Annotated in this window: 23 protein-coding genes; 9 read left to right on the plus strand and 14 right to left on the minus strand. The window is 73.7% G+C overall.

Features of this window, described 5'->3' with window-relative positions; translation table 11 throughout:
* Positions 1-15 precede the first annotated feature (15 nt).
* From ACFZAU_RS03195 to fdhD, 3 genes are all read left to right on the plus strand, one after another.
* Positions 16-2,391 carry a SpoIIE family protein phosphatase gene (locus tag ACFZAU_RS03195; RefSeq protein ID WP_500550826.1) on the plus strand — a complete coding sequence of 792 codons (2,376 nt, stop codon included), beginning with the start codon at positions 16-18 and terminating at the stop codon, positions 2,389-2,391.
* Positions 2,392-2,771: 380 nt separating this feature from the next.
* Positions 2,772-5,066: an FdhF/YdeP family oxidoreductase gene (locus tag ACFZAU_RS03200; RefSeq protein WP_500550827.1), complete on the plus strand. Its 2,295-nt coding sequence runs from the start codon at positions 2,772-2,774 to the stop codon at positions 5,064-5,066.
* Entirely contained in the window at positions 5,054-5,893 is an 840-nt protein-coding gene (fdhD, locus tag ACFZAU_RS03205; protein WP_500462701.1) for a formate dehydrogenase accessory sulfurtransferase FdhD, read from the plus strand. The genes ACFZAU_RS03200 and fdhD overlap by 13 nt, the downstream gene beginning before the upstream one ends.
* A 142-nt stretch (positions 5,894-6,035) precedes the next feature.
* On the opposite strand, the gene ACFZAU_RS03210 is transcribed toward fdhD, so the two are convergent.
* The 8 genes from ACFZAU_RS03210 to ACFZAU_RS03245 all read right to left on the minus strand — a co-directional run bounded on the left by ACFZAU_RS03210 (position 6,036) and on the right by ACFZAU_RS03245 (position 15,475).
* Positions 6,036-6,962, minus strand: a complete 927-nt coding sequence (locus ACFZAU_RS03210; RefSeq protein ID WP_499605140.1) for a LysR family transcriptional regulator — start codon at positions 6,960-6,962, stop codon at positions 6,036-6,038.
* Between the two features lie 220 nt (positions 6,963-7,182).
* On the minus strand, positions 7,183-8,841 hold the full coding sequence (locus ACFZAU_RS03215; protein WP_500550828.1) for a glycoside hydrolase family 13 protein: 1,659 nt from the start codon (positions 8,839-8,841) through the stop codon (positions 7,183-7,185).
* Positions 8,838-10,034 carry a Gfo/Idh/MocA family protein gene (locus ACFZAU_RS03220; RefSeq protein ID WP_500550829.1) on the minus strand — a complete coding sequence of 399 codons (1,197 nt, stop codon included), beginning with the start codon at positions 10,032-10,034 and terminating at the stop codon, positions 8,838-8,840. The genes ACFZAU_RS03215 and ACFZAU_RS03220 overlap by 4 nt, the downstream gene beginning before the upstream one ends.
* The gene (locus ACFZAU_RS03225; protein WP_500551113.1) at positions 10,031-11,047 is read right to left on the minus strand and encodes a glycoside hydrolase family 130 protein; all 1,017 of its coding nucleotides are present in this window, start codon (positions 11,045-11,047) and stop codon (positions 10,031-10,033) included. Before ACFZAU_RS03225 ends, ACFZAU_RS03220 begins: the two co-directional genes overlap by 4 nt.
* 91 nt (positions 11,048-11,138) lie before the next feature.
* On the minus strand, positions 11,139-12,005 hold the full coding sequence (locus ACFZAU_RS03230) for a carbohydrate ABC transporter permease (protein ID WP_500551114.1): 867 nt from the start codon (positions 12,003-12,005) through the stop codon (positions 11,139-11,141).
* Between the two features lie 28 nt (positions 12,006-12,033).
* Positions 12,034-12,996, minus strand: a complete 963-nt coding sequence (locus ACFZAU_RS03235; protein WP_500550830.1) for a carbohydrate ABC transporter permease — start codon at positions 12,994-12,996, stop codon at positions 12,034-12,036.
* 9 nt (positions 12,997-13,005) lie between these two features.
* Entirely contained in the window at positions 13,006-14,277 is a 1,272-nt protein-coding gene (locus ACFZAU_RS03240; protein WP_500550831.1) for an extracellular solute-binding protein, read from the minus strand.
* A 154-nt stretch (positions 14,278-14,431) separates the two neighbouring features.
* Positions 14,432-15,475 carry a LacI family DNA-binding transcriptional regulator gene (locus tag ACFZAU_RS03245; RefSeq protein ID WP_500550832.1) on the minus strand — a complete coding sequence of 348 codons (1,044 nt, stop codon included), beginning with the start codon at positions 15,473-15,475 and terminating at the stop codon, positions 14,432-14,434.
* A 437-nt stretch (positions 15,476-15,912) separates the two neighbouring features.
* Here ACFZAU_RS03245 and ACFZAU_RS03250 point away from each other — a divergent pair, with 437 nt between their 5' ends.
* From ACFZAU_RS03250 to ACFZAU_RS03260, 3 genes are all read left to right on the plus strand, one after another.
* Complete coding sequence (locus tag ACFZAU_RS03250) at positions 15,913-16,482, plus strand: GNAT family N-acetyltransferase (protein WP_500550833.1); 570 nt, start codon at positions 15,913-15,915, stop codon at positions 16,480-16,482.
* A 289-nt stretch (positions 16,483-16,771) separates the two neighbouring features.
* Entirely contained in the window at positions 16,772-17,317 is a 546-nt protein-coding gene (locus ACFZAU_RS03255; protein ID WP_500550834.1) for a hypothetical protein, read from the plus strand.
* 413 nt (positions 17,318-17,730) lie between these two features.
* Positions 17,731-18,939, plus strand: coding sequence for an acyltransferase family protein (locus tag ACFZAU_RS03260; RefSeq protein ID WP_500550835.1), 1,209 nt, complete (start codon positions 17,731-17,733; stop codon positions 18,937-18,939).
* Between the two features lie 25 nt (positions 18,940-18,964).
* Here the strand turns inward: ACFZAU_RS03260 and ACFZAU_RS03265 are convergent, their stop codons facing one another.
* Complete coding sequence (locus ACFZAU_RS03265; protein WP_500550836.1) at positions 18,965-19,768, minus strand: class I SAM-dependent methyltransferase; 804 nt, start codon at positions 19,766-19,768, stop codon at positions 18,965-18,967.
* 50 nt (positions 19,769-19,818) lie between these two features.
* A complete protein-coding gene (locus ACFZAU_RS03270; protein WP_500550837.1) occupies positions 19,819-20,574 on the minus strand; it encodes an SDR family NAD(P)-dependent oxidoreductase in 756 nt (251 codons plus the stop codon).
* Positions 20,575-20,665: 91 nt separating this feature from the next.
* On the opposite strand from ACFZAU_RS03270, the gene ACFZAU_RS03275 reads away from it, so the two are divergent.
* Positions 20,666-21,322, plus strand: coding sequence for a TetR/AcrR family transcriptional regulator (locus ACFZAU_RS03275; RefSeq protein ID WP_500550838.1), 657 nt, complete (start codon positions 20,666-20,668; stop codon positions 21,320-21,322).
* A 16-nt stretch (positions 21,323-21,338) separates the two neighbouring features.
* Here the strand turns inward: ACFZAU_RS03275 and ACFZAU_RS03280 are convergent, their stop codons facing one another.
* The 4 genes from ACFZAU_RS03280 to ACFZAU_RS03295 all read right to left on the minus strand — a co-directional run bounded on the left by ACFZAU_RS03280 (position 21,339) and on the right by ACFZAU_RS03295 (position 23,783).
* The gene (locus tag ACFZAU_RS03280; RefSeq protein WP_499605115.1) at positions 21,339-22,181 is read right to left on the minus strand and encodes an aldo/keto reductase; all 843 of its coding nucleotides are present in this window, start codon (positions 22,179-22,181) and stop codon (positions 21,339-21,341) included.
* A 78-nt stretch (positions 22,182-22,259) separates the two neighbouring features.
* Positions 22,260-23,069 (minus strand): hypothetical protein, encoded by an 810-nt coding sequence (locus tag ACFZAU_RS03285; protein WP_500550839.1) that lies wholly within the window; start codon positions 23,067-23,069, stop codon positions 22,260-22,262.
* Positions 23,066-23,470: a TraR/DksA family transcriptional regulator gene (locus ACFZAU_RS03290; RefSeq protein WP_500550840.1), complete on the minus strand. Its 405-nt coding sequence runs from the start codon at positions 23,468-23,470 to the stop codon at positions 23,066-23,068. The genes ACFZAU_RS03285 and ACFZAU_RS03290 overlap by 4 nt, the downstream gene beginning before the upstream one ends.
* A gap of 28 nt (positions 23,471-23,498) precedes the next feature.
* On the minus strand, positions 23,499-23,783 hold the full coding sequence (locus ACFZAU_RS03295) for a TraR/DksA C4-type zinc finger protein (protein ID WP_500551115.1): 285 nt from the start codon (positions 23,781-23,783) through the stop codon (positions 23,499-23,501).
* A 421-nt stretch (positions 23,784-24,204) separates the two neighbouring features.
* Here ACFZAU_RS03295 and ACFZAU_RS03300 point away from each other — a divergent pair, with 421 nt between their 5' ends.
* Positions 24,205-25,161: a sensor histidine kinase gene (locus tag ACFZAU_RS03300; protein WP_500550841.1), complete on the plus strand. Its 957-nt coding sequence runs from the start codon at positions 24,205-24,207 to the stop codon at positions 25,159-25,161.
* Positions 25,158-25,823, plus strand: coding sequence for a response regulator (locus ACFZAU_RS03305; protein WP_500550842.1), 666 nt, complete (start codon positions 25,158-25,160; stop codon positions 25,821-25,823). Before ACFZAU_RS03300 ends, ACFZAU_RS03305 begins: the two co-directional genes overlap by 4 nt.
* Positions 25,824-25,826 lie beyond the last annotated feature (3 nt).

Genomic DNA, 25,826 nt, shown 5'->3' on the forward strand with positions numbered 1-25,826 from the left:
CGTGATGGGACGGTCATGGGCACTGGGGCATCGCGAGAGCGCGGCGAAGAGCGCGAGGAGCCGGCGGAGCGCACCGCGGCGCGACTGGTGGTCGACGCCCACGGCGTGGTCGTCGGGTGGAGCCCGGAGGCGGAGCGCCTCCTCGGCCGCCCGGCGGACGACGTGCTCGGCCGGCCCGTGCTGGACCTGCTCGCACCCGACCCCGGCAGCGACGACGGCGGAGCCGGGTCCGGGTGCGTGCCCCTGCGGCACGGCGACGGCCGGACGGTCGCCTGCCGGCCGGCCCTGCGGGCGGTGCGCGACGACGGGACGGGCCTGCGCCTGACCGTCGACCTGCTCACGGGTGCGCCGCAACTCACCCCGGACATCGACCGCGCCCTCCTGGAAGCCCTGTTCACCCTCTCGCCCATCGGCCTGTTCGTCCTGGACCCGCAGCTCAGGCTGATGCGCTTCAACGCGGCGGCGAAGGGCATGCAGGACCACCGGGCGGCGCTCGCCCTGGGCCGGCGCCCCACCGAGGTCTGGCCCGACTTCAGCGCGGAACTCGCCGAGCGCGTGATGGGCCGGGTGCTCAGGACCGGGGAGGCCGCGATCTCGTTCGAGAAGCACGGCCGTCCGCCCGGCGACCCCACCCGGGAGCACGTCTACTCGGCGTCCGCCTTCCGGCTCGAGGCGGAGGACGGCCGGATCCTCGGCGTGGCCGACGCCGTGGTCGACGTCACCGAGCGCCACCTCGCCGAGCAGCGCCTGGCGCTGATGGCCGAGGCGGGCCGGACGATCGGCACCACCCTGGACCCGATCCGCACGGCACAGGAACTTGCCGAGGTGGCCGTGCCCGGGCTCGCCGACTGCGTGAGCGTGGACCTGCTGGCCTCCCTGCTCGGCGGCGAGGAGATGGGCGCGGGCCCCGTCGAGGACGACACCGGCCTGCGGCGCGCCGCGACCTCGGCCCGCTGCGGCCGGACCGGCGGCTACACCACGGGCGCGGTCGGCACCCATCTGGTGGGCCCGCTCGCCCTGCGGGTGCTCGCCGACCACGAACCACTCCTGGTCCGGCGGCTCGGCCAGGACGAGGAGTGGATCCGGGACGACCCCGTCCGGGGCGGCAGGGTGCTGGAGGAGCGGGTGCACTCCCTGATGGTGGTGCCGCTGCTGGTCCGCGACTGCGTGCTGGGCCTCGTCACCTTCCATCGGTGGGACCGCGACCTCGGGCCCTTCGACGACGACGACCTCGCGCTCGCCGTCGACCTGGCCGGCCGCGGTGCGATGGCGCTGGACAACGCCCACCGCTACGTGCGCGAGCGCAACGCCGTCCTCGCCCTGCAGCGCGGCATGCTGCCCCAGCGGCCGCCCGCGCCCAGCGCCGTGGAGTGGGCCCACCACCTGGTGCGTTCCGGTGCCGGCGGTGACTGGACGGAGGTCATCCCGCTGCCCGGCGCGCGGGTCGCCCTGGTCAGCGGCAGCACACCGGGCCGCGGCATGCGCACCGCCGCCACCATGGGCCGGCTGCGGGCGGCCGTGCACACCCTGGCCAACCTGGACCAGGCCCCCGACGAGGTCCTCGCGCGCCTGGACGAACTGGTGCGCAGCCTCGCCGACGAGCACGCGGGCACGGGCTCCGGCTCCCCGGTCGGCGCCACCTGCCTCTACCTCGTCTACGACCCCGTGACCCGGCAGGGCACCATGGCGTCGGCGGGCCATCCGCCACCGGCGGTCGTCCACCCCGATCACACCGTGCGCATCCCCGACGCCCCCGCGGGTGAGCCCCTGGGCCGCCCCGGGCCGTCGTTCGGGATGGCCACGCTGCAACTGCCCGAGGGGTCCATGCTCGTGCTGCACACCCCCGGGCTCCTGCAGAGCCGGCCGGAGGGGACCGGCCGGGCGGAGTTCGAACGGCTGCTGGCCACCCCCTGCGACTCGCCGCAGGACATGAGCCTGCTGCTCACCGACACCCTGGTCCCCGCGGACCCGGACCGGGACGCCTCGGTGCTGGTGGCCCGGCCCCGGCCGCTCGGTCCCGACTCCGTCGCGACGTGGGACCTGCCGTGCGACCCGGCCGCGGTGGCCACCGCACGGACGCTGACGACCCGTCAACTGGCGGCCTGGGCACTGCAGGAGGAGTGCTTCGCCACCGAACTGATCGTCAGCGAGCTGGTCACCAACGCCATCCGCTACGCGGCACCGCCCATCCAGCTCCGGCTCATCCGTGACCGTGCACTGACCTGTGAGGTCTCCGACACCAGCAGCGCCGCCCCCTTCCTGCGGCACGCCCGCACCACCGACGAGGGCGGCCGCGGCCTCCTGCTCGTCTCGCAGTTCGCGGAGCGCTGGGGCACCCGCTACCGGGAGCGCGGCAAGACCATCTGGACCGAGCAGACGATCGCCGTCTGAGGCCCGGCCGCTCGGTGGGGCGCGGATGCCGTGCGCGCACGAGCATCCGGAACGGGAGGCCGGTCCGGGATCTCCGTGGGTGCTGAAACCGGTGTCCCGGGGGATTTCTCCGGATGAAGGGGCGATTTCTCTCACGTTTTTCCCGGGGCTTTCCCGCGACCGCGGACCGTGCCGCGCCGAGCAGCAGGTTCGCGCCCGGTTTCCCGTCGGCCCGGCGGGCCGAATAGCCCTTCCGCCGGCAGCTGTTCGTTCATCGGCGCCGCCTATCAAGCGCAAGGTACGGCCTCTTTGACGGGCCGGTGAAGCGGGTTTAGCTTTTCGGCGGATCGGTATTTCGCGGCGGTTTCCGCGGTGTCGGAAGCCGGGAAGGCGGGCCAGGCATGAGTGTTCTCGAGGACCCCACGGACGAGCACCTGGAGATCGGCCCGCCCAAGACCTCGGCGGCCGGTCTGCCCGCGGTCGCGCACGCGCTGCAGTACGCGCTGGGACAGACCTCGCCCCGCCGGACCATGCTGACCCTGCTGAACATCAACCAGGCCAAGGGCATCGACTGCCCCGGCTGTGCCTGGCCGGAGGCGGCACCCGGCAAGCGGCACATGAACGAGTACTGCGAGAACGGCGCCAAGCACATAGCCGACGAGGCGACGTCACACCGCGTGGGGCGCGAGTTCTTCGAGCGCCACACCGTCGAGGAACTGGGCCGCAAGTCCGACTACTGGCTCAACCAGCAGGGCAGGCTCACCGAACCGATGGTCAAGCGCCCGGGCGCGGAGCACTACGAGCCCATCTCCTGGGACGAGGCCATCGCCCTGATGGCCGGCGAACTGCGGGCCCTGGACTCCCCGGACGAGGCCCTGTTCTACACCTCCGGACGGGTCGGCAACGAGGCCGCCTTCCTCCTCCAGCTCTTCGCCCGCGCCTACGGCACCAACAACCTGCCCGACTGCAGCAACATGTGCCACGAGTCCAGCGGCGCGGCGATGACGGAGACGCTCGGCGTCGGCAAGGGCACCGTCAGCCTGGACGACATCCACGAGGCCGACCTGATCCTCGTCGTCGGCCAGAACCCCGGCACCAACCACCCGCGCATGCTCTCCGCGCTGGAGGAGACCAAGCGGGCCGGCGGGAGCGTCGTCGCCGTCAACACCCTGCCCGAGGCGGGGCTGATGCGGTTCAAGCACCCGCAGAAGCCGCGCGGAGTGATCGGGCGCGGCACGGTCATCGCCGAACAGTTCCTGCACATCCGCGCAGGCGGCGACCTCGCCCTCTTCCAGGCGCTGAACCTGCTGCTTCTCGAAGCCGAGGACGCCGCCCCCGGAACGGTCCTGGACCACGACTTCATCCGCGAACACAGCACGGGCTTCGAGGAGTTCGCCGAGCACGCGCGCAAGACGTCCTGGGACGACGTGCTGACGGCCACCGGCCTGACCCGCGAGGAGATCGAGCAGCTCCACGAGCGTGTGCTGGCCGCGAAGAGCGTCATCGTCTGCTGGGCCATGGGCGTCACGCAGCAGAAGCACGGTGTGCCGACCATCCGCGAGATCGTCAACTTCCTGATGCTGCGCGGCAACCTGGGCAGGCCCGGCGCCGGGGCGTGCCCGGTGCGCGGCCACAGCAACGTCCAGGGCGACCGGACCATGGGCATCTGGGAGAAGATGCCGCAGAGCTTCCTCGACTCCCTGGAGAGGGAGTTCGGCTTCGCACCCCCCACCAAGCACGGCCACGACTCCGTCGACGCCATCCGTGCCATGCGGGACGGCGAGGCGAAGTTCTTCCTCGGGGTGGCGGGGAACTTCGTCCGGGCGACGCCCGACAGCGACGTCACGGAGCGGGCGATGCGCCGCTGCCGGCTGACGGCGCACATCTCCACCAAGCTCAACCGCTCGCACACCGTGTGCGGTGACACCGCGCTGATCCTGCCCACCCTGGGCCGCAGCGACCGGGACGTCCAGGCGGGCGGCGAGCAGTTCGTCACCGTCGAGGACTCCATGAGCATGGTGCACGCCTCCCGCGGCAAGCTGGCGCCCGCCTCCGCCCACCTGCTGAGCGAGGTGGCGATCGTCTCCCGGCTGGCGCGGGCCACCCTCGGCGACACCCCGGCGATCGGCTGGGAGGAGTTCGAGGCCGACTACGGCACCGTCCGGGACCGCATCTCCCGGGTCGTCCCGGGGTTCGAGGACTTCAACCGGCGCGTCGCTGAACCGGGCGGCTTCCACCTGCCGAACCCGGTGAACGCGATGACCTTCCGGACGCCGAGCGGCAAGGCCGTCTTCACCCGCAACGACTTCGAGATGCCGCATGCGCCGAAGGGCCACCTCATCCTGCAGTCCCTGCGGTCGCACGACCAGTGGAACACCATCCCGTACGCCATGGACGACCGCTACCGCGGCATCCGGGGCGGCCGCCGGATCGTCATGGTCAACCCCGAGGACATCGAGGCCCTGGGGCTCGCCGAGACGCAGATGGTGGACCTGGTGAGCATCTGGACCGACGGCAGCGAGCGCCGCGCCGAGTCCTTCCGCCTGGTGCCCTACCCCACCTCCCGCGGGTCGGCCGCCGCCTACTACCCGGAGACCAACGTCCTGGTGCCGCTCGACAGCGTCGCCGACGTCAGCAACTGCCCCACGTCCAAGGCCGTCGTCGTACGACTGGAGGCGGCGGCATGGGCCGGGTGACCGCGCGGCGGCGGGTGCTGCGGATCAGGGACGGGGTGCCTGGGCACCGTTCCGACACGCTGGCCGCCGAGGAGCCGATGGAGATCCGGGTCGGCGGCCGCGCGCTGACGATCACCATGCGCACCCCGGGCAGCGACTTCGACCTCGCGGTCGGCTTCCTCGTCAGCGAGGGCGTCGTCCACGGCCCGGACGACGTACTGGGCATCCGCTACTGCGCCGGTGCCACGGCCGACGGCGGCAACACCTACAACGTCGTCGACGTCGCCCTGGCGCCCGGTGTGCGCCTCCCCGACCTCTCGCTGGAGCGCAACTTCTACACCACCTCCTCCTGCGGTCTGTGCGGCAAGGCGAGCCTGGACGCCGTGCGGACCACGCAGCATTGGAGCGTCGCGGACGACGACACGGTGATCGACAGCGAGGTGCTCTTCACCCTCCCCGACCGGCTGCGGGCGGCGCAGCGGGTGTTCGACAGCACGGGCGGGCTGCACGCGGCCGGGCTGTTCACGACGGACGGCGAGATGCTGTGCCTGCGTGAGGACGTGGGCCGGCACAACGCCGTCGACAAGGTGATCGGCCACGCGCTGCAGGAGGGGCTGCTGCCGCTGCGGGGCACCGTCCTCATGGTCAGCGGGCGGGCGTCCTTCGAGCTCGTGCAGAAGGCGGCCATGGCGGGCATCCCGGTGCTGGCCGCGGTGTCCGCGCCGTCCTCCCTCGCCGTGGACCTGGCCGACGAGACGGGGACGACCCTGGTGGGTTTCCTGCGCGGCCGCTCGGCGAACGTGTACACCGGCGCCGAGCGGTTGCGCGTGGCCCAGCCCGCCGTCTGACACCTGGGCGGGCGCGGTCTCCCCTGCTCCGCGCCCGCCCCGGACGAGCCGCGTCCGGCGGAACCCCGGTTCCGCCGGACGCGGAGCGTCTGCCCGGGAGCGCACCCCCGCGGCGGCCGGTGTCCCGGAGCGGATCCCGGCGTCAGCGGTCGCGCTGCATCCGGGGAAGCGACTCCAGCGGCCTGAGGTCGGCGTGCTGCGCGGTGGCGACCAGCGCCTGCACCATCACGGACTCGGGGTCCCGGCGGAAGGCGGCCAGCCCTATCTCCGCGGCCCGGGCGGCCTCCACCATCGGGACGGCCCGCACCCCCGGCGGCACCCCCAGGGCGTGGATCCAGGCCAGCGGGACGATCCCGGCCCACCGGCCGGGCACGACGTGCGCGATCAGTGAGGCGAACGAGTCGGTCTCCACCCTCGCGACCGGTTCCGCCCCGGCCGCCGCGAACAGCGCGTCCATGGTGCGCCGTCCGCGCATGGTCGGCGTGAGCAGGCACAACGGCAGTGCCGCCGCCTCGGCCCAGGACACCGTGGCGCCGCCGACCGGAGCCCACGAGGCATCGGTGAGCAGCGCGTACTTCTCGCGGTACAGCGGCACGGTACGGAAGGCGGCGCGCACCTCGTCGTCCAGGTACGTCACGGCGGCGTCGAGGGTGAAGTCCCTGAGCCTCGCGAGGATGTCGCTCGACGTGAGGTCGTTCACGATGTCCGCCGTGAGCAGCGGGTGCCGCGTGCACAGCGGGTCCACCAGACGTGGCACGGCGGTGGCGGCGCTCGGCACCACGCCGATGCGGATGCGGCCGCTGAGCCCGGTGCGCATGGCGGCGACCTCGCCCTCCATGGCGTCCCGGTCGGCCAGGATCTGCCGAGCCCACACCACGACGCGCTCGCCCTCGGCGGTCAGGCCGTCGAACCGCCGGCCCCGCTGGATCAGCGGGACGCGCATGTCCTCCTCCAGCCTGCGGATCCCCTCGGACAACGAGGGCTGGGACACCCCGCAGCTCTCCGCGGCACGGGCGAAGTGCCCCTCCCGCGCCAGGGCCACCAGGTATTCGAGCTGCCGGAAGAGCACGACTGAGCACCTCTCAGGATCACCGGCCGGGAGACGCGTCGGACCGCTTCCCGGTTCCGAGCTGTATACCAAGCCGCTCCCGGCGGGCCCGCGGCACCCGCTCCGTGACGCGCTCGGCGCGCTCGTGTTCCCCGCGAACAGCGCAGCGCCGCGTTCCGCGGGCCGCCGCCGGACGGGACGTTCACCGGACGGCCCGCGCCGTCGCCGCGGAACCGCTGCCTCAGGACGCGGGCATGCCCGCGCCCGTACGGAGCCAGACGGTGGTGTCCGCGGGCACCGAGCGGCCGTCGAGCGCGGCGCTGGAGAGCAGCACCTCGTCCCCGCCCGTGAGCGGCAGCGGATCCGGGCCGAAGTTGGTCAGGCAGCGCAGCCCCGGCGCGCGGTCGAAGGCGAACCAGGAACCGTCGGCGGGTCCCTCCGGGACGGGCACCGCCGCCGCCGGGACGGGTACGGCGCGCCGCAGGCGCAGCGCGGAGCGGTAGAGGGCGAGCATCGAGGAGGGATCGTCCTCCTGCGCGCGGACGGTGAGGTCCGCCCAGTCGCCGGGCTGCGGGAACCAGCAGGCCTCCCGGGCGGCGGTGCTGAACCCGTACGGTGCCGACGCGCCCTCCCAGGGCAGCGGCACCCGGCAGCCGTCGCGGCCGCGCTCGCGGTGGCCGGAACGTTCCCACAGCGGGTCGCGCAGCCGGTCGTCCGGCACGTGGGCCTGCGGCAGGCCCAGCTCCTCGCCCTGGTAGACGTAGGCGGCGCCGGGCAGCGCGAGCATGAGCAGCGCGGCGGCCCGGGCACGCCGGCGGCCGCGCGGCCCGCCGCCGTAGCGGGTGACGGGGCGGACCGCGTCGTGGCTGGACAGCACCCAGGTGACGGGCGCCCCCACCGCGCGCATCGACGCGACGGACCGCTCGACGACCGCGCGCAACTGCGCCCCCTCCCAAGGCGACTCCAGGAAGGCGAAGTTGAAGGCCTGCTGCATCTCGCCGGGGCTGACGTACCGGGCCAGGCGGGCGGGTTCGAAGACGGCGGCCTCCGCCACCATCACGCGCTGCTCCGGAGGGACCGCGCCGGGCGGAGCCGGATGGGTGTCCAGCAGCCGGCGCCAGGAACGGAACAGCGGGTGCAGTTGCTCCTGGTCGTGGTACGGCATCAGGTGGTTGCGCAGGATGTCCTGGTGCTGTCCGGGCCCGGCGTCGGGCAGGCCCGGGGCCTTGAAGAGGGTGTGGGCCACGTCGATGCGGAAACCGTCGACGCCGCGGTCCAGCCAGTGCCGCAGGATCCGCTCGAAGTCGGCCACGACCTCGGGGTGGCGCCAGTCGAGGTCCGGCTGCTCGGGCGCGTGCAGGTGCAGGTACCACTCGCCCGGGCCGCCGTCCGGCGCGGGGACACGCGTCCACGCCGGCCCGCCGAAGGCCGACTGCCAGTCGTTCGGGGGGAGTTCGCCGTCCACGCCGCGTCCCGGGCGGAACAGGTAGCGGCCCCTGGCCGCGCTCCCCTGGCCCGCCGCCAGGGCCTCCCGGAACCAGGGGTGTGTGTCGGAGGTGTGGTTGGGAACGAGGTCGATCAGGACCTTCAGCCCCAGGCCGTGGGCGCGTGCGACGAAGGCGTCGAAGTCCGCTTCGGTACCGAGGTCGGGGGCGACGCCGGTGTGGTCGGTGATGTCGTAGCCGCCGTCGGCCAGCGGGGACGGGTAGAACGGGGTGAGCCATACCGCGTCCGCCCCGAGCCGGGCCACGTGGTCCAGGCGGGCGGCGGCCCCGGCGAGGTCGCCGACGCCGTCCCCGTCGCCGTCGGCGAACGCGCGCGGGTGGATCTCGTAGCAGACGGCGTCCCGCCACCAGGGCGTGTCCGGTGCGGGATGGGTGGTGCTCACGGTGCTCCTCATGCTCCTGTCGGGCCGGACGGGACGGGCAGGGTGCGGCCGGTCCGCGCCGAGCGGGTGGCGGCCTCGGCCACCGCGACGGCGGTCCGCCCGGACCGCGCGTCGGCCACCGGGGTGCCGCCCCCGGCCGCGCAGCGCAGCAGGTCGGTGAAGGCGGCGCGCACGCTCTCCGCGTACACGTGTTGCTTGCGCGCCTCACCGCCGAGGTCGACCACGCAGGTCACCCTGTGCGGGACGGCGCGCTCCACACCGCGGCCGCGGGCGGGCGCCGCCGGGCCCGCGTCGTGCTCCACCGTGACGGTGACGCGCTCCTGGCCGTGCGGCCGGAGCCCGGGCACGGCCAGCAGGTCGGCGGCGCGTGCGGGCAGTTCCTCCCAGCGGCGTGCGCCGTGCTCGTCCGTCCAGGCCGTGACCGTCGCGTGGACCGGGATCCAGCCGGTGACCCGGGCCTCGGCGAAGCCGTAGTCCAGGCGCATCAACTGCCGTTCGGCGCGGTGGGCGTGGGTGAAGGAGTGGGTGTGGGTGGCGACGGCGCCGCCGGGGTGGGTGGCGGTGGCGACGACGATGTCGACCGGGCCGCCGTCGCGGCGGACGTCGGTGCCCTGCACCTCGACGGGTTCGCTGCCCATGAGGGCGCGGGCGGCGTCGAAGAAGTGCACGCCGTGCTCGACGTGGATGCCGCCGCTGTGCGCGGGGTCCCAGAACCAGTGGCCGGGACCCAGGTCCTCGTCGGCGGCGTCGTTCTCGAAGGCGAAGCGCACCAGCGGGTCCAGCAGTCCCTCTTTGCGGAGCCGCAGGAGCATCCGCAGGACGGGGTTGTAGCGCAGGACGTGGTCGACGACCAGGATCCCGGCGGAGCGTTCGGCCTCGGCCTCGACCCGCAGGGCGTCCTCCAGCGTCACGGCCAGCGGCTTCTCGCAGAAGACGTGCCGGCCCGCGCGCAGCGCGCCGACGGCGAGTTCCGCGTGCGTGGCGGGGGGAGTGGCGATCGCCACGACGTCCACCCCGGGGTGGCCGGCCAGCTCGGCGGCGTCGGTGAGGACGGCGGCGCCGTGCCGCCGCGCGAGGGCGGCGGCACGGTCACCGTCGGGGTCGGCGCACGCCACGAGGCGTACGCCGGGCAGGTCGGCCACGGCGTCCAGCAGGTAGGCGCCGAACGCACCGCAGCCGGCCAGGCCCAGACCGAGCGGAGTCACTCGGCACGGTCCAGGCGGGCGACGCCGATGTGCGCGTCGGCCATGCCGTAGAAGACGTAGCGCACGCCGTCGATCTCCTCGATCGCGGTCGGGAAGACGACGTTGGGCACGGTGCCGGAACGCTCCTCCTCCGTCTCCGGCTCCATCAGCGGCTGGTCGGTGCGGGCCAGGATCCGGGACGGGTCCTGCGGGTCCAGGATCATCGCCCCCGCCGCGTAACTGACCTTCTGCTGCTGGGCGAAGGGGTCGTCGATCGTGCCGGACACGCCGTGGTGGATGAGCAGCCAGCCCTCCTCGACGCGGATCGGGGCCGGGCCCGCGCCGATCTTGAGCTCCTCCCAGGGGTGCTCGGACAGCGCCACCAGGCGGTGGTTCCGCGGGCGGACCAGGGCGCCGAGGTCCTTCTCGACCTCGGCGACGGGCACGTAGGAGATCCAGATGCCGGGGCGCTCGTCGGTCACGCCGGCCGGCAGGTGCACGCCCTCGCCGGGGCGGAACCAGCCCAGGTCCCACATCGGGCGGTGCAGCATGGCGAAGGCGGGCTCGCCGTCCGGGCCCGGGACGGGCTCGGGGAAGTGCACCACGTCCTTGTTCGGGAACAGGTTGAGGTCGGTGTCCAGGTCGGCCTGGTAGGCGAACTGGATCGGGCCCAGGCGCTCCCAGGTCACCAGGTCCTTCGAGACGGCCAGCGCCGGCTTGGGGCCGAGCGGGCCGTAGGCGACGTACGACATGACGTGCAGCCCGAGCGCCTCGATCCACGTCGTGCGCGGGTCCTCCACGCCGGCGTTGTTCTTGCCGCGCTCCCAGCCGGCGTCGGGGGCGAGGACGACGCCGCGGCGCTCGACGCCGGTGGGCACGCCGGCCTCGACCACGACCTCGGCGAGGCCCACGCGGGAGACGTTGCCCTCCGCGACGAGGCGGGGCAGCAGGTGCAGGGTGCCGTCCGGGGTGCGGCCGGACGCGGGGTTGAGCACGCCCTCGGCCTCGTTCGCCTCGCCGGGCAGCGGGGACATCACGACGCCGACGCGGGTCAGGCGGTAGGGCACGGAGCTGTCGGAGCCGGTGGTACGGGCGGTGCTGGTGGTGCGGTCGTTCACAGCGGGTTCAGCCCTTCGTGGCGGAATCGAGGTCGGTGGAGGTGAAGCGGCTCTGGAAGACGAGGTAGAGGGCCACCGCGGGCGCGGCCAGTACGCAGGCACCGGCGAGGATGGCGCCGAACGGGTTGGCGGCGGCGGAGGAGACGGTGCTGATGTAGTTCGCCAGGGACACCGCCAGGGGCTGCATGTCCTGCTCCTTGGTGACCAGGAACGGCCACAGGAACTCGTTCCAGGGCCCGGTGAAGCTGAGCAGCACCACGGAGGCGAGCGCCGGCTTGCACAGCGGGATCGCGATCCGGAACAGGATCTGCAGCTCGCCCGCGCCGTCGATGCGCGCGGCCTCGAACATCGCCTGCGGCAGCTGCAGGAAGAACTGCCGGAAGATGAAGACCGCGCTGGTGTTGATCGCGAACGGCAGGATGATGCCGATGTAGGAGTCGGCCAGGCCGTAGTCGCGGACGATCAGCACGTACAGCGGGATCATCAGCAGCTGGAACGGGATGACCTGCACCAGCAGCACCAGGGCGAAGGTGGAGCCCTTGCCCCGGAAGTGGAGCCGCGCCAGGGCGTACCCCGCCAGCAGTCCGAAGACCGTGGTGCAGACGATGACGCCGCCGGTGAAGATCCCGGAGTTGATCAGGGAACGGCCGAGCGAGATGGCCGAGTTGATCTCCGCGTAGTTGTGCAGGGAGAGGTTCCCCGGTCGCGGGAAGGCACCCGCGGGGCTGCTGTCGGGCTCGCGCTGCAGCGAGCCGATGAGCATGTAGTAGAAGGGGAAGAGGAAGGCGAAGGCCCCGGCGAGCAGTGCCAGCCGCGACAGGGTCCGGCGGGCGCGCGAGTGCGTGTGCGGCCGGTGGTGCGCGGCGCGGCGCATCAGCGAGGGGGCGTGTGCGTCGGCCATGTCAGTCCCTCTCCAGCAGACGGCGGTAAAGGAGGGAGATCCCGGTGATCAGCACGACGAGGATCACGCCGATCGCCGCGGCCTCGTCCGGATGGCCCTGCTGCAGACCGCGCTGGTACATCAGCAGCACCGGCGAGGTCGTCGCGCCGTCGGGCCCGCCGCCGCTGGTCAGCAGGTAGGGCTCGGTGAACAGGTTCGCGCCCGTCACCGTCGCCATGACCAGCACCAGCAGCGTCGCGGTGCGCACCGCCGGCACCGTGATCGACCAGAACATCCGCACCTTGCCCGCGCCGTCGAGCGCGGCCGACTCGTACAGCTCGCCGGGCACGTTCTGCAGCGCCGACAGGTAGAGCACGATGAAGAAGCCGAGCTGCTTCCACGCGACGAACAGCGCGATGGTCGGCATCGCCAGGTGCGAGTTGACCAGCCACGACGGGTCCGGCGCGAGCGGCCCGAGCGCCTTGTTGACCAGGCCGTTGGAGTTGAACAGGAAGAGCCACACACCGACGACGGCGACGCTGGCGGTGATGTACGGGACGTAGTAGGCGGTACGGAAGAAGGAGCGCGCCCGGATCTTCGAGTTGAGCGCGGTGGCGAGCACGAGGGACGCCGCCACCGTCAGCGGCACGTTGATGACCAGGAAGACCGCGATGTTGCCGAAGGACCGCCACACGTCCGGATCGGTCAGGACCGACGTGTAGTTGGCCAGCCCCACGAAGGGGCGGTCCACCTGGGCGCCCGGCGCGGCGAAGAAGTAGTCGTGGAAGGAGATCCACACCGCGAAGCCGAGCGGGTACAGGAAGATCGCGGCCAGGTAGACCAGGTACGGGGAGACGAAGGCGAGGCCGATCGGCTGCCGGCCCGCGAAGCGCAGCCGGCGCGGGCGTGGCCCGTGGCCGGCCCGGGGGCGGGCCCCGCCCCGGGCCGGCCCGGGGCGGAGGACGTCATGGTGCGTGGTGGACATGGCCGTGACTCACTGCTTCGCCAGGCCGTCGACCTTGCCCGCGGCCTCGCGGAAGGCGCTCTCGACGTCGCCCTTCCCGAAGATCACGGACTTGGTGTAGGCGTCGCGGAACGTCTGCCAGATCTCGACGGAGTTCGGCACGTTCGGGGCCTCGACCGTGCGGTCGGCCTGCTCGGCGAAGGTCCTGTAGTCCGGGTGCGAGGCGAAGTACTCGGGGTAGGCGGCCGCGAGGTCCTGCCGCATCGGCATCTGGCCGGTGGCCTCCAGCAGCTTGCCGTCCTGCTCCTTGCCGGTGGCGAACTTCAGCACGTCCCAGGCCGTGCCCTTGTTCTTGCACGCGGTGAACATGCCGATCGACTTCTCGTCGCTGAAGGTGCCCTTGGCCTCGGCGCCGGTCGCGGTGGGCACCGGCACGGCGCCCCACTTGACCTTGTCGCCGTAGACGGAGACGGCCCAGGGGCCGACGATCGCCATGGCCGCCTTGCCGTCGGCGAACGAGTCGCCGTTGTACTGCTCGTTGGGGGCCAGGCGGTCCGCGTACATCGTCTTCCAGAACTCGGCGGCCTTCACCCCGTCCGCCGAGGCGAACTGGGCCTTGCCGTCCTCGACGAGCTGCTTGCCGGTCTGGGCCGCGAAGAGCGGGTAGAAGTCGAACCAGGACTGGTAGAACTCGGAGGTGGGCGCCGGCCAGATGGCGGCGTGCGCCCCGCCCTTGACCAGGGCGCGCGAGGTGGTGAGGAAGTCCTGGTAGCTCGCGAGCCTCGGCTTCTCGGGGTCGAGCCCGGCCTTCTTGAACAGGTCCTTGTTGTAGAAGATCATGACGGGGTTGCTCTTCCAGGGCATCTGGTAGTACTTGCCGTCGGGCGACGCGTACTGGGAGAGCCGGTCACCGGTCCGCTCCTCGAGGTACTTCTTCCCGCCGGGGAAGTCGTCCAGGGCCACCAGGCCGCCCTGCTTCTGGAAGCCGGGCACGGCCGCGGGGGCGGTGTTGAGGATCAGGCACGGCGCGTTGCCGGCCGTGATGGCCGCGCCGATGACCTCCTCGGAGCTCTTGCCCGCCGGTATCTCCTGCGCCTTCACCTTCTCGTCGGGGTGGGCGGCGTTCCAGGACGCGACCATGCTCTTGCCCCAGGCGACCTCCTGGGCGTTGTTGGAGTACCAGACCGTGATCGGCCCGTGGGCGTCGCCGCCGGAGGCGGAGTCCGAACCGCCGCTGCCGCAGGCCGCGAGCGGCACGGTCAGGGCGACGGCGGAGAGGACGGTCAGGAGGGTTTTCTTCATTGCGGTGGCTCCGTGTTCTCAAAGGGTGGGGAGCGGCCGTTCCGGGGCGTCGTCCTGCCTCGGTGACGGCCCTCCGGGGAGCGGAGAACGTCGTGGGCGCGACGGGCGCGCCGTTGCGGGGGTGGTGTTCGGGGGTGTCGCGTTCGGGGCGCGTTCAGGGGTGGGCGTTCGGGCGCGCGGCCTCCGTGGGGGCCGGGCCCGTGGAGCCGCGCACCATGAGCGCGGCCGGGTCCAGTTCCACGTGCGGGGTGGTCCCGTGCTCGATGGTCTCGATCAGGGCGCGTGCGGCGGCCCGGCCCCAGCTGGCCGCGTCGGCACGGCAGGTGGTGAGCGAGGGCCGGGTCCAGGAGGCCAGCGGTACGTCGTCGAAGCCGACCACCGACAGGTCGTCGGGCAGCCGCAGGCCGGCCTCCTGGGCGACGGCCATGCCCGCGGTGGCCGACAGGTCGTTGGCGTACACGATGGCGGTGGGCCGCTCGCCCCGCGTGATCAGCGCCTGCGTCGCGAGCGCGCCGCCCTCGGCGGTGAAGCCGCCCGGCAGCACCGGGCCCTGGGGCAGGCCCGCCTCCGTGAGCGCGTCCCGCCAGGCGCCGAGCCGCCGCTGGGCGTGCAGGTACTCCTCGGGGCCGGCGACGTAGGCGATGTGGCGGTGGCCGAGCTCCACGAGGTGACGTACGGCGCCCGCGACCACCGGACGGTCGTCCAGGTTGACCGTGGCGATCCCCTCGACACCGTCGTCGGCGCCGACGGCCACGGCCGGCAGTCCCATGTCCCGCAGCAGCTCCGGGCGCGGGTCGCCGACTCGCAGGTCGGTGAGGAACACCCCGTCCACGCGCTGGTCGTCCACCAGGCGGCGGTAGGTGTCCATCTCGTTGCGGGGGCTCGTCACGTGCAGCATGAGCCCGTCGCCGGACTCGGATATCACCGACTCGATGCCCGCCATGAAGGCCGGGAAGAAGGGGTCGGTGCCGATCAGGTCGGGCTCACGGGTCAGGACGAGCCCGACGGCCCGGGCCCGCCCGGTCGACAGGGCGCGGGCGCTACGGCTCGGTGTCCAGCCCAGCTCCCCGGCCGCCGCGCGCACCCGTTCCTGGGTCGCGGCGGCCACGCCGGGGCGGTCGTTGAGGACGAAGGACACGGTCGCCCGGGACACACCCGCCAGCTGGGCGACATCGGCGATCGTGGGGCGTCGGGCCATGCGGACTCTCCGTGTACGGCGGCGGAAGGAAGGGGCAGCGTCCGCAGCCGCGGGTCCCGTCGACCGGCGTGCCCGTGGGGGCACGCCGTCCGGCGGCACCTTCGGCGCCGGAGGCAGCACGTTCTGGCACTCGCATACCGGGGCAACCCACGCGAAGGGATGGCTTCACCTCGCGTTTGAACCGGTTTAAACGAGCGATGTGAGGAACCATGAACCCCAGGGGGCGGAGTGTCAAGGGGCCGCTTTCGGTTGTGGAGTTGTATATGCCAAGTGGGTGGATAAGTCCGTAATGTCGTGCCGCCCGGCCCTCACGACTCGACGCACGGCCCGTGACGTTGCGTCACAGTACGCGCGGGGGTGCGGTGCGCCGCGGCCTGCTGCTACCGTCTGCCCAACCCCCCGGCCCGCGGCGGACGGAGCGAGCGACGGAACCGGATGTGTTCCCCGACACGGTCCTGCGCACCGAGCGGCTCCTCCTGCGCCCGTTCACCCCGGACGACGCCCACGACACCTGGGCGAGCTGCACGGACCCCGACACCCAGCGGTGGCTGCCCCTGCCCCGTCCGTACACACGGGAGGCCGCGACGGCCTGGTGCACGACGGCCTCCCACGCCCTTCGCGCCTCGGGCGACGGCATCCACTTCGCCGTCGCCGCCCCTGACGGCGGACGCCTGCTGGGCACGGTCGGCCTCAAGCGGACCGACTGGCGGGCGCGGACCAGCGAGGTCGGTTACTGGGTCGCGCCCTGGGCGCGCGGACGCGGCATCGCCACGGAGGCCACCCGCACCCTCGCGACATGGCTGCTCGCCGACCGGGGTTTCCACCGCCTGGAACTCCGCGCCGCCACGGGCAACACCGCCTCCCAGCGCGTGGCCGTGAAGGCCGGCCTGCGCCGCGAAGCCGTCCTGCGCAACGCGGGCTTCGTCCACGAGGGCCGCGTCGACCTCGTGGTCTTCTCCCTGGTGCGGGGCGACCTGGCAAGCGGGACGTTCACCGCCGCTGAGTGATTGTCAGTTGCCCGCTTGTGGCCTTGCCTTGACGTCGTCTCACCCGGGTTCGTGGTGCGGTCCGCCGGCACGACGCCCGGCCGCGGACCAACGGGTGCACACCACCGCGCTGCGCGCGAGCCGGTCGTGCATCCCCTGCCGGTGCGCGTGCGTGCTGATCGAGGTGACGTTCGCGATGAGGATCACCGGAGGGCGTTCGCCGGGCCCGGGAAAACCGCTGGACCCGCCGGCTGGGGCGCGGCATAGGGTTCGGGGCGCGGGAAGCGGTCGGTCGGCGAGGGAAGGGTGGATGGCGGGGCTGTACGAGATCTGGCAGCGGGCGGAGGTGTCGCGCAGGCTCGACGTGATGTCGGGTTTCATCGCGATGTGCGTGGCCGGGGACGACGATGCGCGACGCCGTCTCGCCGGACTGGTCGTCGGCGCGGACGCGGCCCTCTCCGCGTCGCCCCCTGATCCCGGGACCGCCTCCGCGTACCTGGACGAACTCGTCCGGTGGGCTGACACGGACTGGGCCGATCACCCCCACCGCCCCGTGGAGGCCCGCCCCGACGAGGCCGACCGGCAGACGCGTGACTACGCCAAGGACCTCCGCCACGTGGCGGTCCCGGCCCGGGTCCGGGACGAGATGGGCCGTATCGAACTCCGCCTCGAGGTAGGGTTCCTGGCCCTGTGCGGGCAACCGGGGCCGGACTGCCGGATCCGCCAGGACATCTTCTACGTCGCCGGGCGTGCCGCGATGGCGCTCGACCTCGGGCACCTGGAAGCGGCGGAGCGGGAGGTCCGGCGCATGGAACAGCTGGGTCCGGGGGAGCCCCGGGAGGGCCGCTGCGGCTGAACCGGGTCGTCCCGAGCCCAGGAAGTGCGCACCCGTCGTGATCAGGACCACAACGACCGCATGACCTTCGGCCCCGCGGCCGTGCACGCCGACCCGGGCAATCCGTTCCGCCCCCGACCTGGGGCCGCGCTCTGGGCGCGTCAGACGCCGCAGGCCCCCGCCGCGCCTTTGCGGCAGGGGCCCGACTCATGGCGATGAGGGCCCAGCGGGGGAGAAGCGGAGCCCTCCGACTGCACCGTCCAGCATGGTCGGTGCGGTGCGGGCCCGCACCTCGCGGTGGGCCGGATGGGTGACGGGGTCCCCCGGGCTGGTACCGAGAGTTGCTCTCCGGCGTGAGCGGAGTTCGTCGCGGGGGTGGCGTCCGGCGGCCGCCTTTCCAACACTGGTGACCTACAGGCGACGGGGGGACGGGCATGGCGACGCGCGAGGAACCGGCGCAGGCACCGCGGCCGGAGCGGCGGCCGGAGCTGGACGCGATCCGGATGCTGGTCGTGATCGGGCTGGTCTTCTTCCACTCGGCGCTCGTGTTCGCCGCCGACGACGACTTCTACGTCAAGAACTCCGAGACCACCGAAGCCATCATGATCATCGCCGGGTTCGGGGTCGTGTGGGCCATGCCGCTGCTGTTCCTCATCTCCGGCCTCGGTGCCTGGCACTCGCTCCAGCGCCGCGGTGCGGGCGGCTTCGCCAGGGAGCGTCTGCTGCGGCTCGGCGTTCCGCTGCTCTTCGCGACCCTCGCGCTGAACCCGCTGCCGCAGTGGCTGCGGCTGCGCTCGGCCGACCCCGGCTACCACGAGTCCTACCTCGGCTTCCTGCCCCGCTTCTACGACGTGCACCTGGAGCCCGAGGAGTTCCCCTTCCTCGTCCAGGGCGAGCACTTCGAGACCGGCCATCTCTGGTTCGTCGTGCTCCTGCTGGCGTTCTCCCTCATGCTGGTGCCGTTCCACCGGTGGTTGCCGCGCGAGCGCGTCCGCCGCATCGGCGACCGGGTGGCGGAGGCGACCTTGCGCCGGCGGGGCGTCGTGCTGCTGCCGGCCCTCGCCTTCGCGGCGATCTGTGCCTTCGCACGGCTGGAGGAGGAGTACGCGGGCTGGCACCGCTGGTCGTACCTGCTGTTCTTCGTCGCCGGGTTCGCACTCGCCGGCGACGACCGCTTCCGCACCGTGATGCGGCGCGACGCGGGGACCGCGGCCTGGCTCGGCGCCCTGCTGTTCGCGGCGGCGGGCCCCGGATTCGCCCTGGCCGACGAGCCCTTCACGGAGACGACCGCCCTGGCCACCGTCTCACGGGCGCTGTTCGGCGCGGCCGGATGGTGCCTGGTGGTCGCCATCCCGGGCCTCCTCGACCGTCGGCGGCCGGCGCGACAGCCGGCGGAGCCGATCCCGGCCCCGACGACGCGGCGGCGCGTCTACGGCTATCTCGCCGCAGCCGTGCTGCCGCTGTACGTCCTGCACCAGCCGATCGTGGTCGCCGTCGCGTACTTCGTCGTCGGCTGGTCCGCGCCGATCCTGGTCGAGTACGCCGTGCTCGTGGTGATCGCCCTCGTCCTCACCCTCACCGCGTACGAGCTCCTGGTCCGCCGCACGCGGGCGACCCGATTCCTGTTCGGGATGCGACCGTAGGCCGTGCCGTCACACGCGTCGTCGGTCAGCGCACGCCCTGCTGCGGCGACCGGCCCCAGGCCATGAGCAGGCCGGGGGACAGGTCTGCGCAGTCAGGGGAGTCCAGGTAGCGCACGGCCTCGTCGACCAGGGCGTCGTCGACCAGGCCGGTGGCGGTGATCGTCGGCCGCGCCCGTTCCCACGTCTCGGCCCAGAACCGGCTGATCGCGCTGCCCGGCAGGAGCGGGGGCACGTGGACCTCCGCCGCCACCGACCGGAGCCCGGCGTCCCTGAGCATCCCCGGGTAGCGGGGGACCCGGGTGACGTCGGTGCCGATCGTGTCGCGCAGCCCGCGCCACATCGCCCGCATGACCCGCGTGTACGGGGTGTCGGGGGCGGACGCCGTGGTCAGGTCCACGGCGTCGCCGACCACCAGCACACCGCCGGGGGCGAGCAGCCGGCCCAGCGTGGCGATCATCCGCTCGGCGGACGGCAGGTGCATCAGCACGAACCGCGCGTGGACGAGGTCGAACCCTCCCGGCGGGAAGTCGGCCTCGGTCACATCTGCCTGACGCACCGTCAGCCCCGGCACGGGGTGCGCGGCCAGGAACCGCACGTCCCGGTCGACGGCGACCACCTCGCTGACCCCGGCCTCGCGGAGCAGCCTGCGCGCCACCGTGCCCGTGCCGGCGCCCACGTCCAGGCAGCGCCGGCCGGGGCCCGCCCCGAGCCGCCGCAGGCGGGCGAGGGTGGTGTCGTCGTACGTGGCGGCGGCGAGGTCGACGCGGTCGCCCTCGCCGGCGTCCTCCGGGCGGAAGAAGCGCTCCCCGTAGCGGCCGGCGCCGGTCATGCCCTCATTGTGGCAACGGGCGGGCCGGGCCACACGTCGGCGGCCGGTCGTCAGACCGCGGTGTACCCGCCGTCGACGGTGAGCGTGGCGCCGTGGATCTGGGAGGCCTCGTCGCTCGCCAGGAAGACGACGGCCGAGGCCACCTCCGCCGGGAGGCCGGCGCGGCGCGCGGGCATGCGGGAGATGATCGGGGTCAGGTGCTCGCCCATCGCGGCCACCTTGTCCGTCAGGGTCGGGCCGGGGGCCACGGTGTTGACCCGGACCCCGTGCGGACCGTACTCGTCGGCCCACGACGTGGTCAGCGAGTGCACGGCCGCCTTGGTCATGCTGTAGAGCGCCGAGTTGGCCGAGCCCCGCATGCCGCTGATGGAGCCCAGGTTGACCACGGCGCCGTGGCCGCGCTCGGCCATGGGCGGCGCCAGCAGGCCGGTGAGCAGGAACACCGACCGCACGCTCACCGCCAGCGCCTGGTCCACGGTCTCCTGCGGGACGTCGGCGGTCGGTGTGGGCGTCAGCAGGAGCGCCGCGTTGTTGACGAGGACGTCGATCTGCCCGCCCGCCGCCGCGAGCGCGCCGGTGGCGAGGCGTCCTACGGCTTCGGCGCCCCCCGACAGGTCGGCGCCGACGAACGCGGCCGAGCCGCCGTCCTTCTCGATGCGGGCCACCACGTCGGCACCGCGGGCCTCGTCGCGTCCGCTGACGACGACGAACGCGCCCTCCGCCGCGAGGGCGGCCGCGATGGCGGCGCCGAGGCCCGTGGTGGATCCCGTGACCAGGGCCGTCCGCCCGGTGAGTCGCTGTGTCATGTTCCGCGCCTTTCTCCGTGAACCGGCTGGGAACGGCCAAGGTGCCACCCGGAAAATGGACCCGCAAGTCCAAAAGTGGCACGATGGGGGCATGGCATCACGACTCACGGCCAAGGGACTCACGGCCAAGGGCGCCGCCACCCGGCAGCGCATCGTCGAGGGGGCCGCGGAGGAGATCCGCGAGCGCGGCGCGGTCGACACGACCCTGGACGACATCCGCGCCCGCACGGCCACCAGCAAGAGCCAGCTCTTCCACTACTTCCCCGGCGGCAAGGAGGAACTGCTGCTCGCCGTCGCCCGGCACGAGGCCGGCCGGGTGCTGTCCGACCAGCAGCCGTACCTGGGCGCGCTCACCTCGTGGCAGGCCTGGTACGACTGGCGGGACGCGGTCGTCGACCGCTACCGGCGGCAGGGGCGGCAGTGCCCGCTCGGCACGCTCGTCGCGCAGCTGAACCCCGCCACGCCCGGCGCGCAGGCCGTGACGAGGGAACTCCTCGCGTCGTGGCAGGCGCAGATCACCAGCGGCATCCGGGCCATGCAGGAGCAGCGGGAGATCGCGGCGGAGCTGGACGCCGACCGGGCCGCGGCCGCGCTGCTCGCGGGCATCCAGGGCGGTGTGTCGATCCTGATGACGACGGGCTCGCTCACGCACCTGGAGGTCGCCCTGGACCTCGGCATCGAGCGGTTCCTCGCCGCTCCCGGGCCCGCATCCGGCCCCGCACCCGCTTCCGGACAGCCGGCCCGCTGACCAGGCGGGGCGCCGCTCAGAGCACCTCCAGCGGTACGGGTCCGCGGGGCGGCGGGAAGGCCGCGTCGAGCGCCGCCAGCGCGTCCGCGGGGAGCCGCAGGTCGGCCGCGGCACGGTTCTCCCGCACGTGCTCGGGCCGTCCCGTACGGGGGATCGCCGCCACGCCCTGCTCCAGCACCCACGCCAGCGCCACCTGGGCGGGCGTGGCACCGAGGCCGTCCGCCACGGCCCGCAGCGGTGCGGAACGCAGCAGCCGGCCCTGCTCGACGGGGGAGTACGCCATCACGCCCGCCCGGTTGCGCCGGCACCAGGGGAGCAGGTCCCCCTCGATGCCGCGCCGGGTGAGGTTGTAGAGCACCTGGTCCACCGCCACCGCCGACCCGCCCGGCAGGGCGACGAGTTCGGCCATGTCGGCGGCGTCCAGGTTGCTGACGCCCCAGGTGCGGATCTTGCCGGCGGCCATCAGTTCCGTGAAGCCGGCGAGCGTCTCCTCCAGCGGATGCGGCCCCCGCCAGTGCAGCAGGTACAGGTCCAGGATGTCGGTGCGCAGCCGTCGCAGGCTCGCCTCGCAGGCGGCGACGACACCACGGCGGTCGGCGTGGTGCGGCAGCACCTTGCTGACGAGGAACACCTCGGCACGGCGTCCCGCGACGGCCTCCCCGACCAGTTCCTCCGCCGCGCCGTCGCCGTACATCTCGGCGGTGTCGACGATCGACATGCCCAGGTCCAGCCCGAGCCGCAGGGCCGCGATCTCCTCGCGGCGGCGCCCCGGGTCCTCGCCGAGGTACCAGGTGCCCTGGCCGAGCGCCGGGACGTCCCTGGAGGACAGCCGGACCGTACGCATCGACGCTGTCGCCATCCCTGCCTCCCCGGCACGACACCTCTTCAGGCCACCATCCCGCCTCCGGTCGTGCAACCCGGTGGACGGCGACGGAGCCTACCCCACCACGGGCGGGCGGACGTTGCCGGTGAGCGACGGGTGGAGGCGGGCGGACGCGAGGAGTTCGGCGGCGCCGCGCACCGCGGCGGTGTGCGGGGCCGGCACGACCTTGACGGGGACGTCCAGCCGGCGCGAGAGACGGAGGACGACCTCGGGGCGCAGCGCGCCCCCGCCGGCCAGGAGGACGCCGTGCGCCAGGGCGGCCGGCGCGGCCGCCGTCCGGTCCTCCGCCAGCACGGTCGCCACCATGGCCACCAGCGAGTCGACGACGCGTGCGGCGGCCCCGGGGCCGCCGTCGAGGTCTGCGGTGCCGAGCGTCGCGCGGTGCGCGTCGGTCACCAGGCCGTCGACGAGCAGGACCGTCTCGCTGACCTGGGCGCCGGCGTCCACCACCAGCAGCGGGCGGGACGGGTCCTCGCGGGCCGCGAGCGCCACCGCCCGCGCCGTCGGCACGGTCAGTACGGCGCGCGGCCGCAGGACCTCCACCGCGGCCCTGGCCGCGGTGCGGAAGGCGACGCCGTCCAGGACGGGCGCCGTCAGCACGACCAGCGGACGGCCGAGGCGGGGCAGCCGGTGGCGGAGCAGCCGGTCGAGCATCCGTGCGGTGCCGGGGACGTCGATGACACGCCGGCGGACGGGGTGGAGGGTGCCGGGACCGCCGGCGGCGCCGGTGCCGGTGCCTGGGAACGTCACCGTGGGGGCGTCGAGCACCATGCCCCCGCCGACCGCCCAGACCCGCGTACGGGTGCTGCCGAGGTCGATGGCGAACCCCGCCCGCCGGCTCGCGGGCAGCCACGGCGTACTCATGCCCCGGCCCCCCTCGCCTGCCGGCAGCGGCCGCAGTAGCGGGCCTGGGGGACGACCACCAGATGGTTCAGCGGGATGGGCTCCCGGCACAGCGGACAGATCCCGTACCGGCCCGCGCGCATGCGTTCCAGGGCCGCCTCGACGTCGGCGAGCACCATCCGGGCGGAGGCGGCGAGCGCGGCGCGCACCTCCTCGCGGGCCGCCGCCCGTCCGTCCGTCGTCCGTCCGCCCGTCGTCCGTCCGCCCGGCGGCCGGTGCGCGGGGGCCGGGACGGCCGCGGCGACCTGCCGCAACTGCTCCCGGCGGAAGAGCCGTTGCTCGAGGAGGCTCGCACGCAGCGCGGCGAGGTCCTCGGCGGACAGATGCGCGGCGCGGTCGCCCGCGGTCCGGTGGTTCACCACGTCACCTCCCTCCGGCCGGTCCACGGGGTCACGCGGCACGGCGCCCGCACGCCACGCAGCAGCGCGCGTAGGGGAGGATCTCCAGGCGCTCGGCCGGTATGGGCTTGGCGCAGTCGGGACAGACCCCGTAACTGCCGTCCTGGAGGCGCGCGAAGGCGGCGTCGATCTCGCCCAGCACCCGCTGGATGGCCTCCTTCTGCACGACCATGACGTGGTCGTCCGCCGCCCAGCCGGCCTCGGCGACGGCCCGCAGCTGGGTCAGCCGGGTGTCGCGTTCGTGCTCGAGGCGCCGGTGGGCGTCGGGCACGGACATGCCGACGGGACGCGGGCCGGGCCGGGCATCGGGCAGCGGACCGGGCGAGGGACCGGGCCGGGCGGTGTCGGGGGTCACGGCGGGGCTCCTTCCGGGGAGCGGATGCGCGGGCGGCCGGCGCCGAGGGCGGCGCCGGCCGGGACCACGCGGGGGGTCGTCTCCCACCATGGCGGGGCGGGCGGCGTCCGCCCATCGGCCGTGACACCCATCTCCTGTGGGTCCCGGACCCCATCCGCCGGGCTCCCGTCCACCCCGGAGATGGGGGTCGCACCCCATCGACCCGGGCACCCGTGCCGGGCAGGCTGGACGCAGGCCGTCCCGACGACGGCCGCGCCCGCCTGCCGGAACCCGCGGAGGCGGGCGCCAGGTTGTGCGCGCGTGGCGCGACGAGGGAAGAGCGGGAGAAGGAGGCCGACGTCAGGTGTCCCTGTTCTGGCGGATCTTCGGGCTGAACGCGGTGGTGCTCGGCGCGGCCACGGCACTGCTGCTGTGGGCCCCGGTGACCGTCTCCGTGCCCGTGGTGCTGGCCGAGGCGGTGATCCTGGTCGGCGGCCTCGCGGTGATGCTGGTCGCCAACGCCGTACTGCTGCGGGTCGGCCTCGCCCCGCTGGACCGGCTGACCCGGCTGATGACCACCGTCGACCTGCTGCGACCGGGGCAGCGGCTGCCCGCGGCCCGTGGCCACGGCGGCGTACCCGAGCTGATCCGCACCTTCAACGCCATGCTGGACCGGCTGGAGGAGGAGCGGGCCACGAGCAGCGCCCGCGTCCTGTTCGCGCAGGAGGCCGAGCGCCGGCGGGTCGCCCAGGAACTCCACGACGAGGTGGGGCAGAGCATGACCGCCGTCCTGCTCGAACTGAACCGGGCCGCGGGCCAGGCGGCCGAGCCGCTCCGCGGCGATCTGCACCAGGCGCAGGAGATCACCCGGGAGAGCCTGGACGAGGTCCGCAGGCTCGCCCGCCGGCTGCGTCCCGCGGTGCTGGACGACTTCGGCCTGGTCAGCGCACTGACCTCGCTCACCGGCGACTTCGCCACGCACACCGGGCTGGGGGTGCGCCGCCGCTTCGACACCGACCTGCCCTCGCTCGACCGCGAGACGGAACTCGTCCTGTACCGCGTCGCCCAGGAGAGCCTGACGAACGTCGCCCGCCACGCCGAGGCCGAACGCGTCGAGGTCAGCCTGCGCCACAGCGGCGACCGCGTCGTGCTCGGCGTCAGCGACGACGGACGCGGCACCGGCATCGTCCACGAGGGCGCCGGCATCCGCGGCATGCGCGAACGGGCCCTGCTCCTCGGAGCCGCGCTCGACATCACCTCCACCCCACGGGCCGGCACCCAGGTCCGGCTGACCGTGCCCGCCCCCAGGGACCGCTCATGACCCCGACCCGACCGACCCCGATCCGCATCCTCCTCGCCGACGACCACGCCCTGGTGCGCCGCGGCGTGCGGCTGATCCTCGACCGCGAACCGGACCTGGAGGTCGTCGCCGAGGCCGGCGACGGCGCGGAGGCCATCGCGCTGGCCCGCGCCCAGGACGTCGACCTGGCGATCCTGGACGTCTCGATGCCCCGCATGACGGGCCTGCAGGCGACCGGCGACCTGGTCGCGCTCAAGCCCGGGCTGCGCATCCTGATGCTGACGATGCACGACAACGAGCAGTACTTCTTCCAGGCGCTCAAGGCGGGTGCCTGCGGCTACGTGCTGAAGTCGGTCGCCGACCGCGACCTGGTCGCCGCCTGCCGGGCCGCCATGCGCGACGAGCCGTTCCTCTACCCCGGCGCGGTCACCGCCCTGATCCGCAACTACCTCGACCGCGCCCGCCAGGGCGAGCAGACCCCGGACCACGTGCTGACGGCGCGGGAGGAGGAGGTGCTCAAGCTGGTCGCCGAGGGGTACTCCTCCAAGGAGATCGCCGAGACGCTGGTGATCAGCGTCAAGACCGTCCACCGGCACCGCGCGAACCTGCTGGGCAAGCTCGGCCTGCACGACCGGCTGCAGCTCACCCGTTACGCGATAAGGGCCGGCCTCATCGAGGCGTGAGCC

Source organism: Streptomyces sp. NPDC008238 (assembly GCF_042956445.1).
In the GTDB taxonomy this organism is placed as follows: domain Bacteria; phylum Actinomycetota; class Actinomycetes; order Streptomycetales; family Streptomycetaceae; genus Actinacidiphila.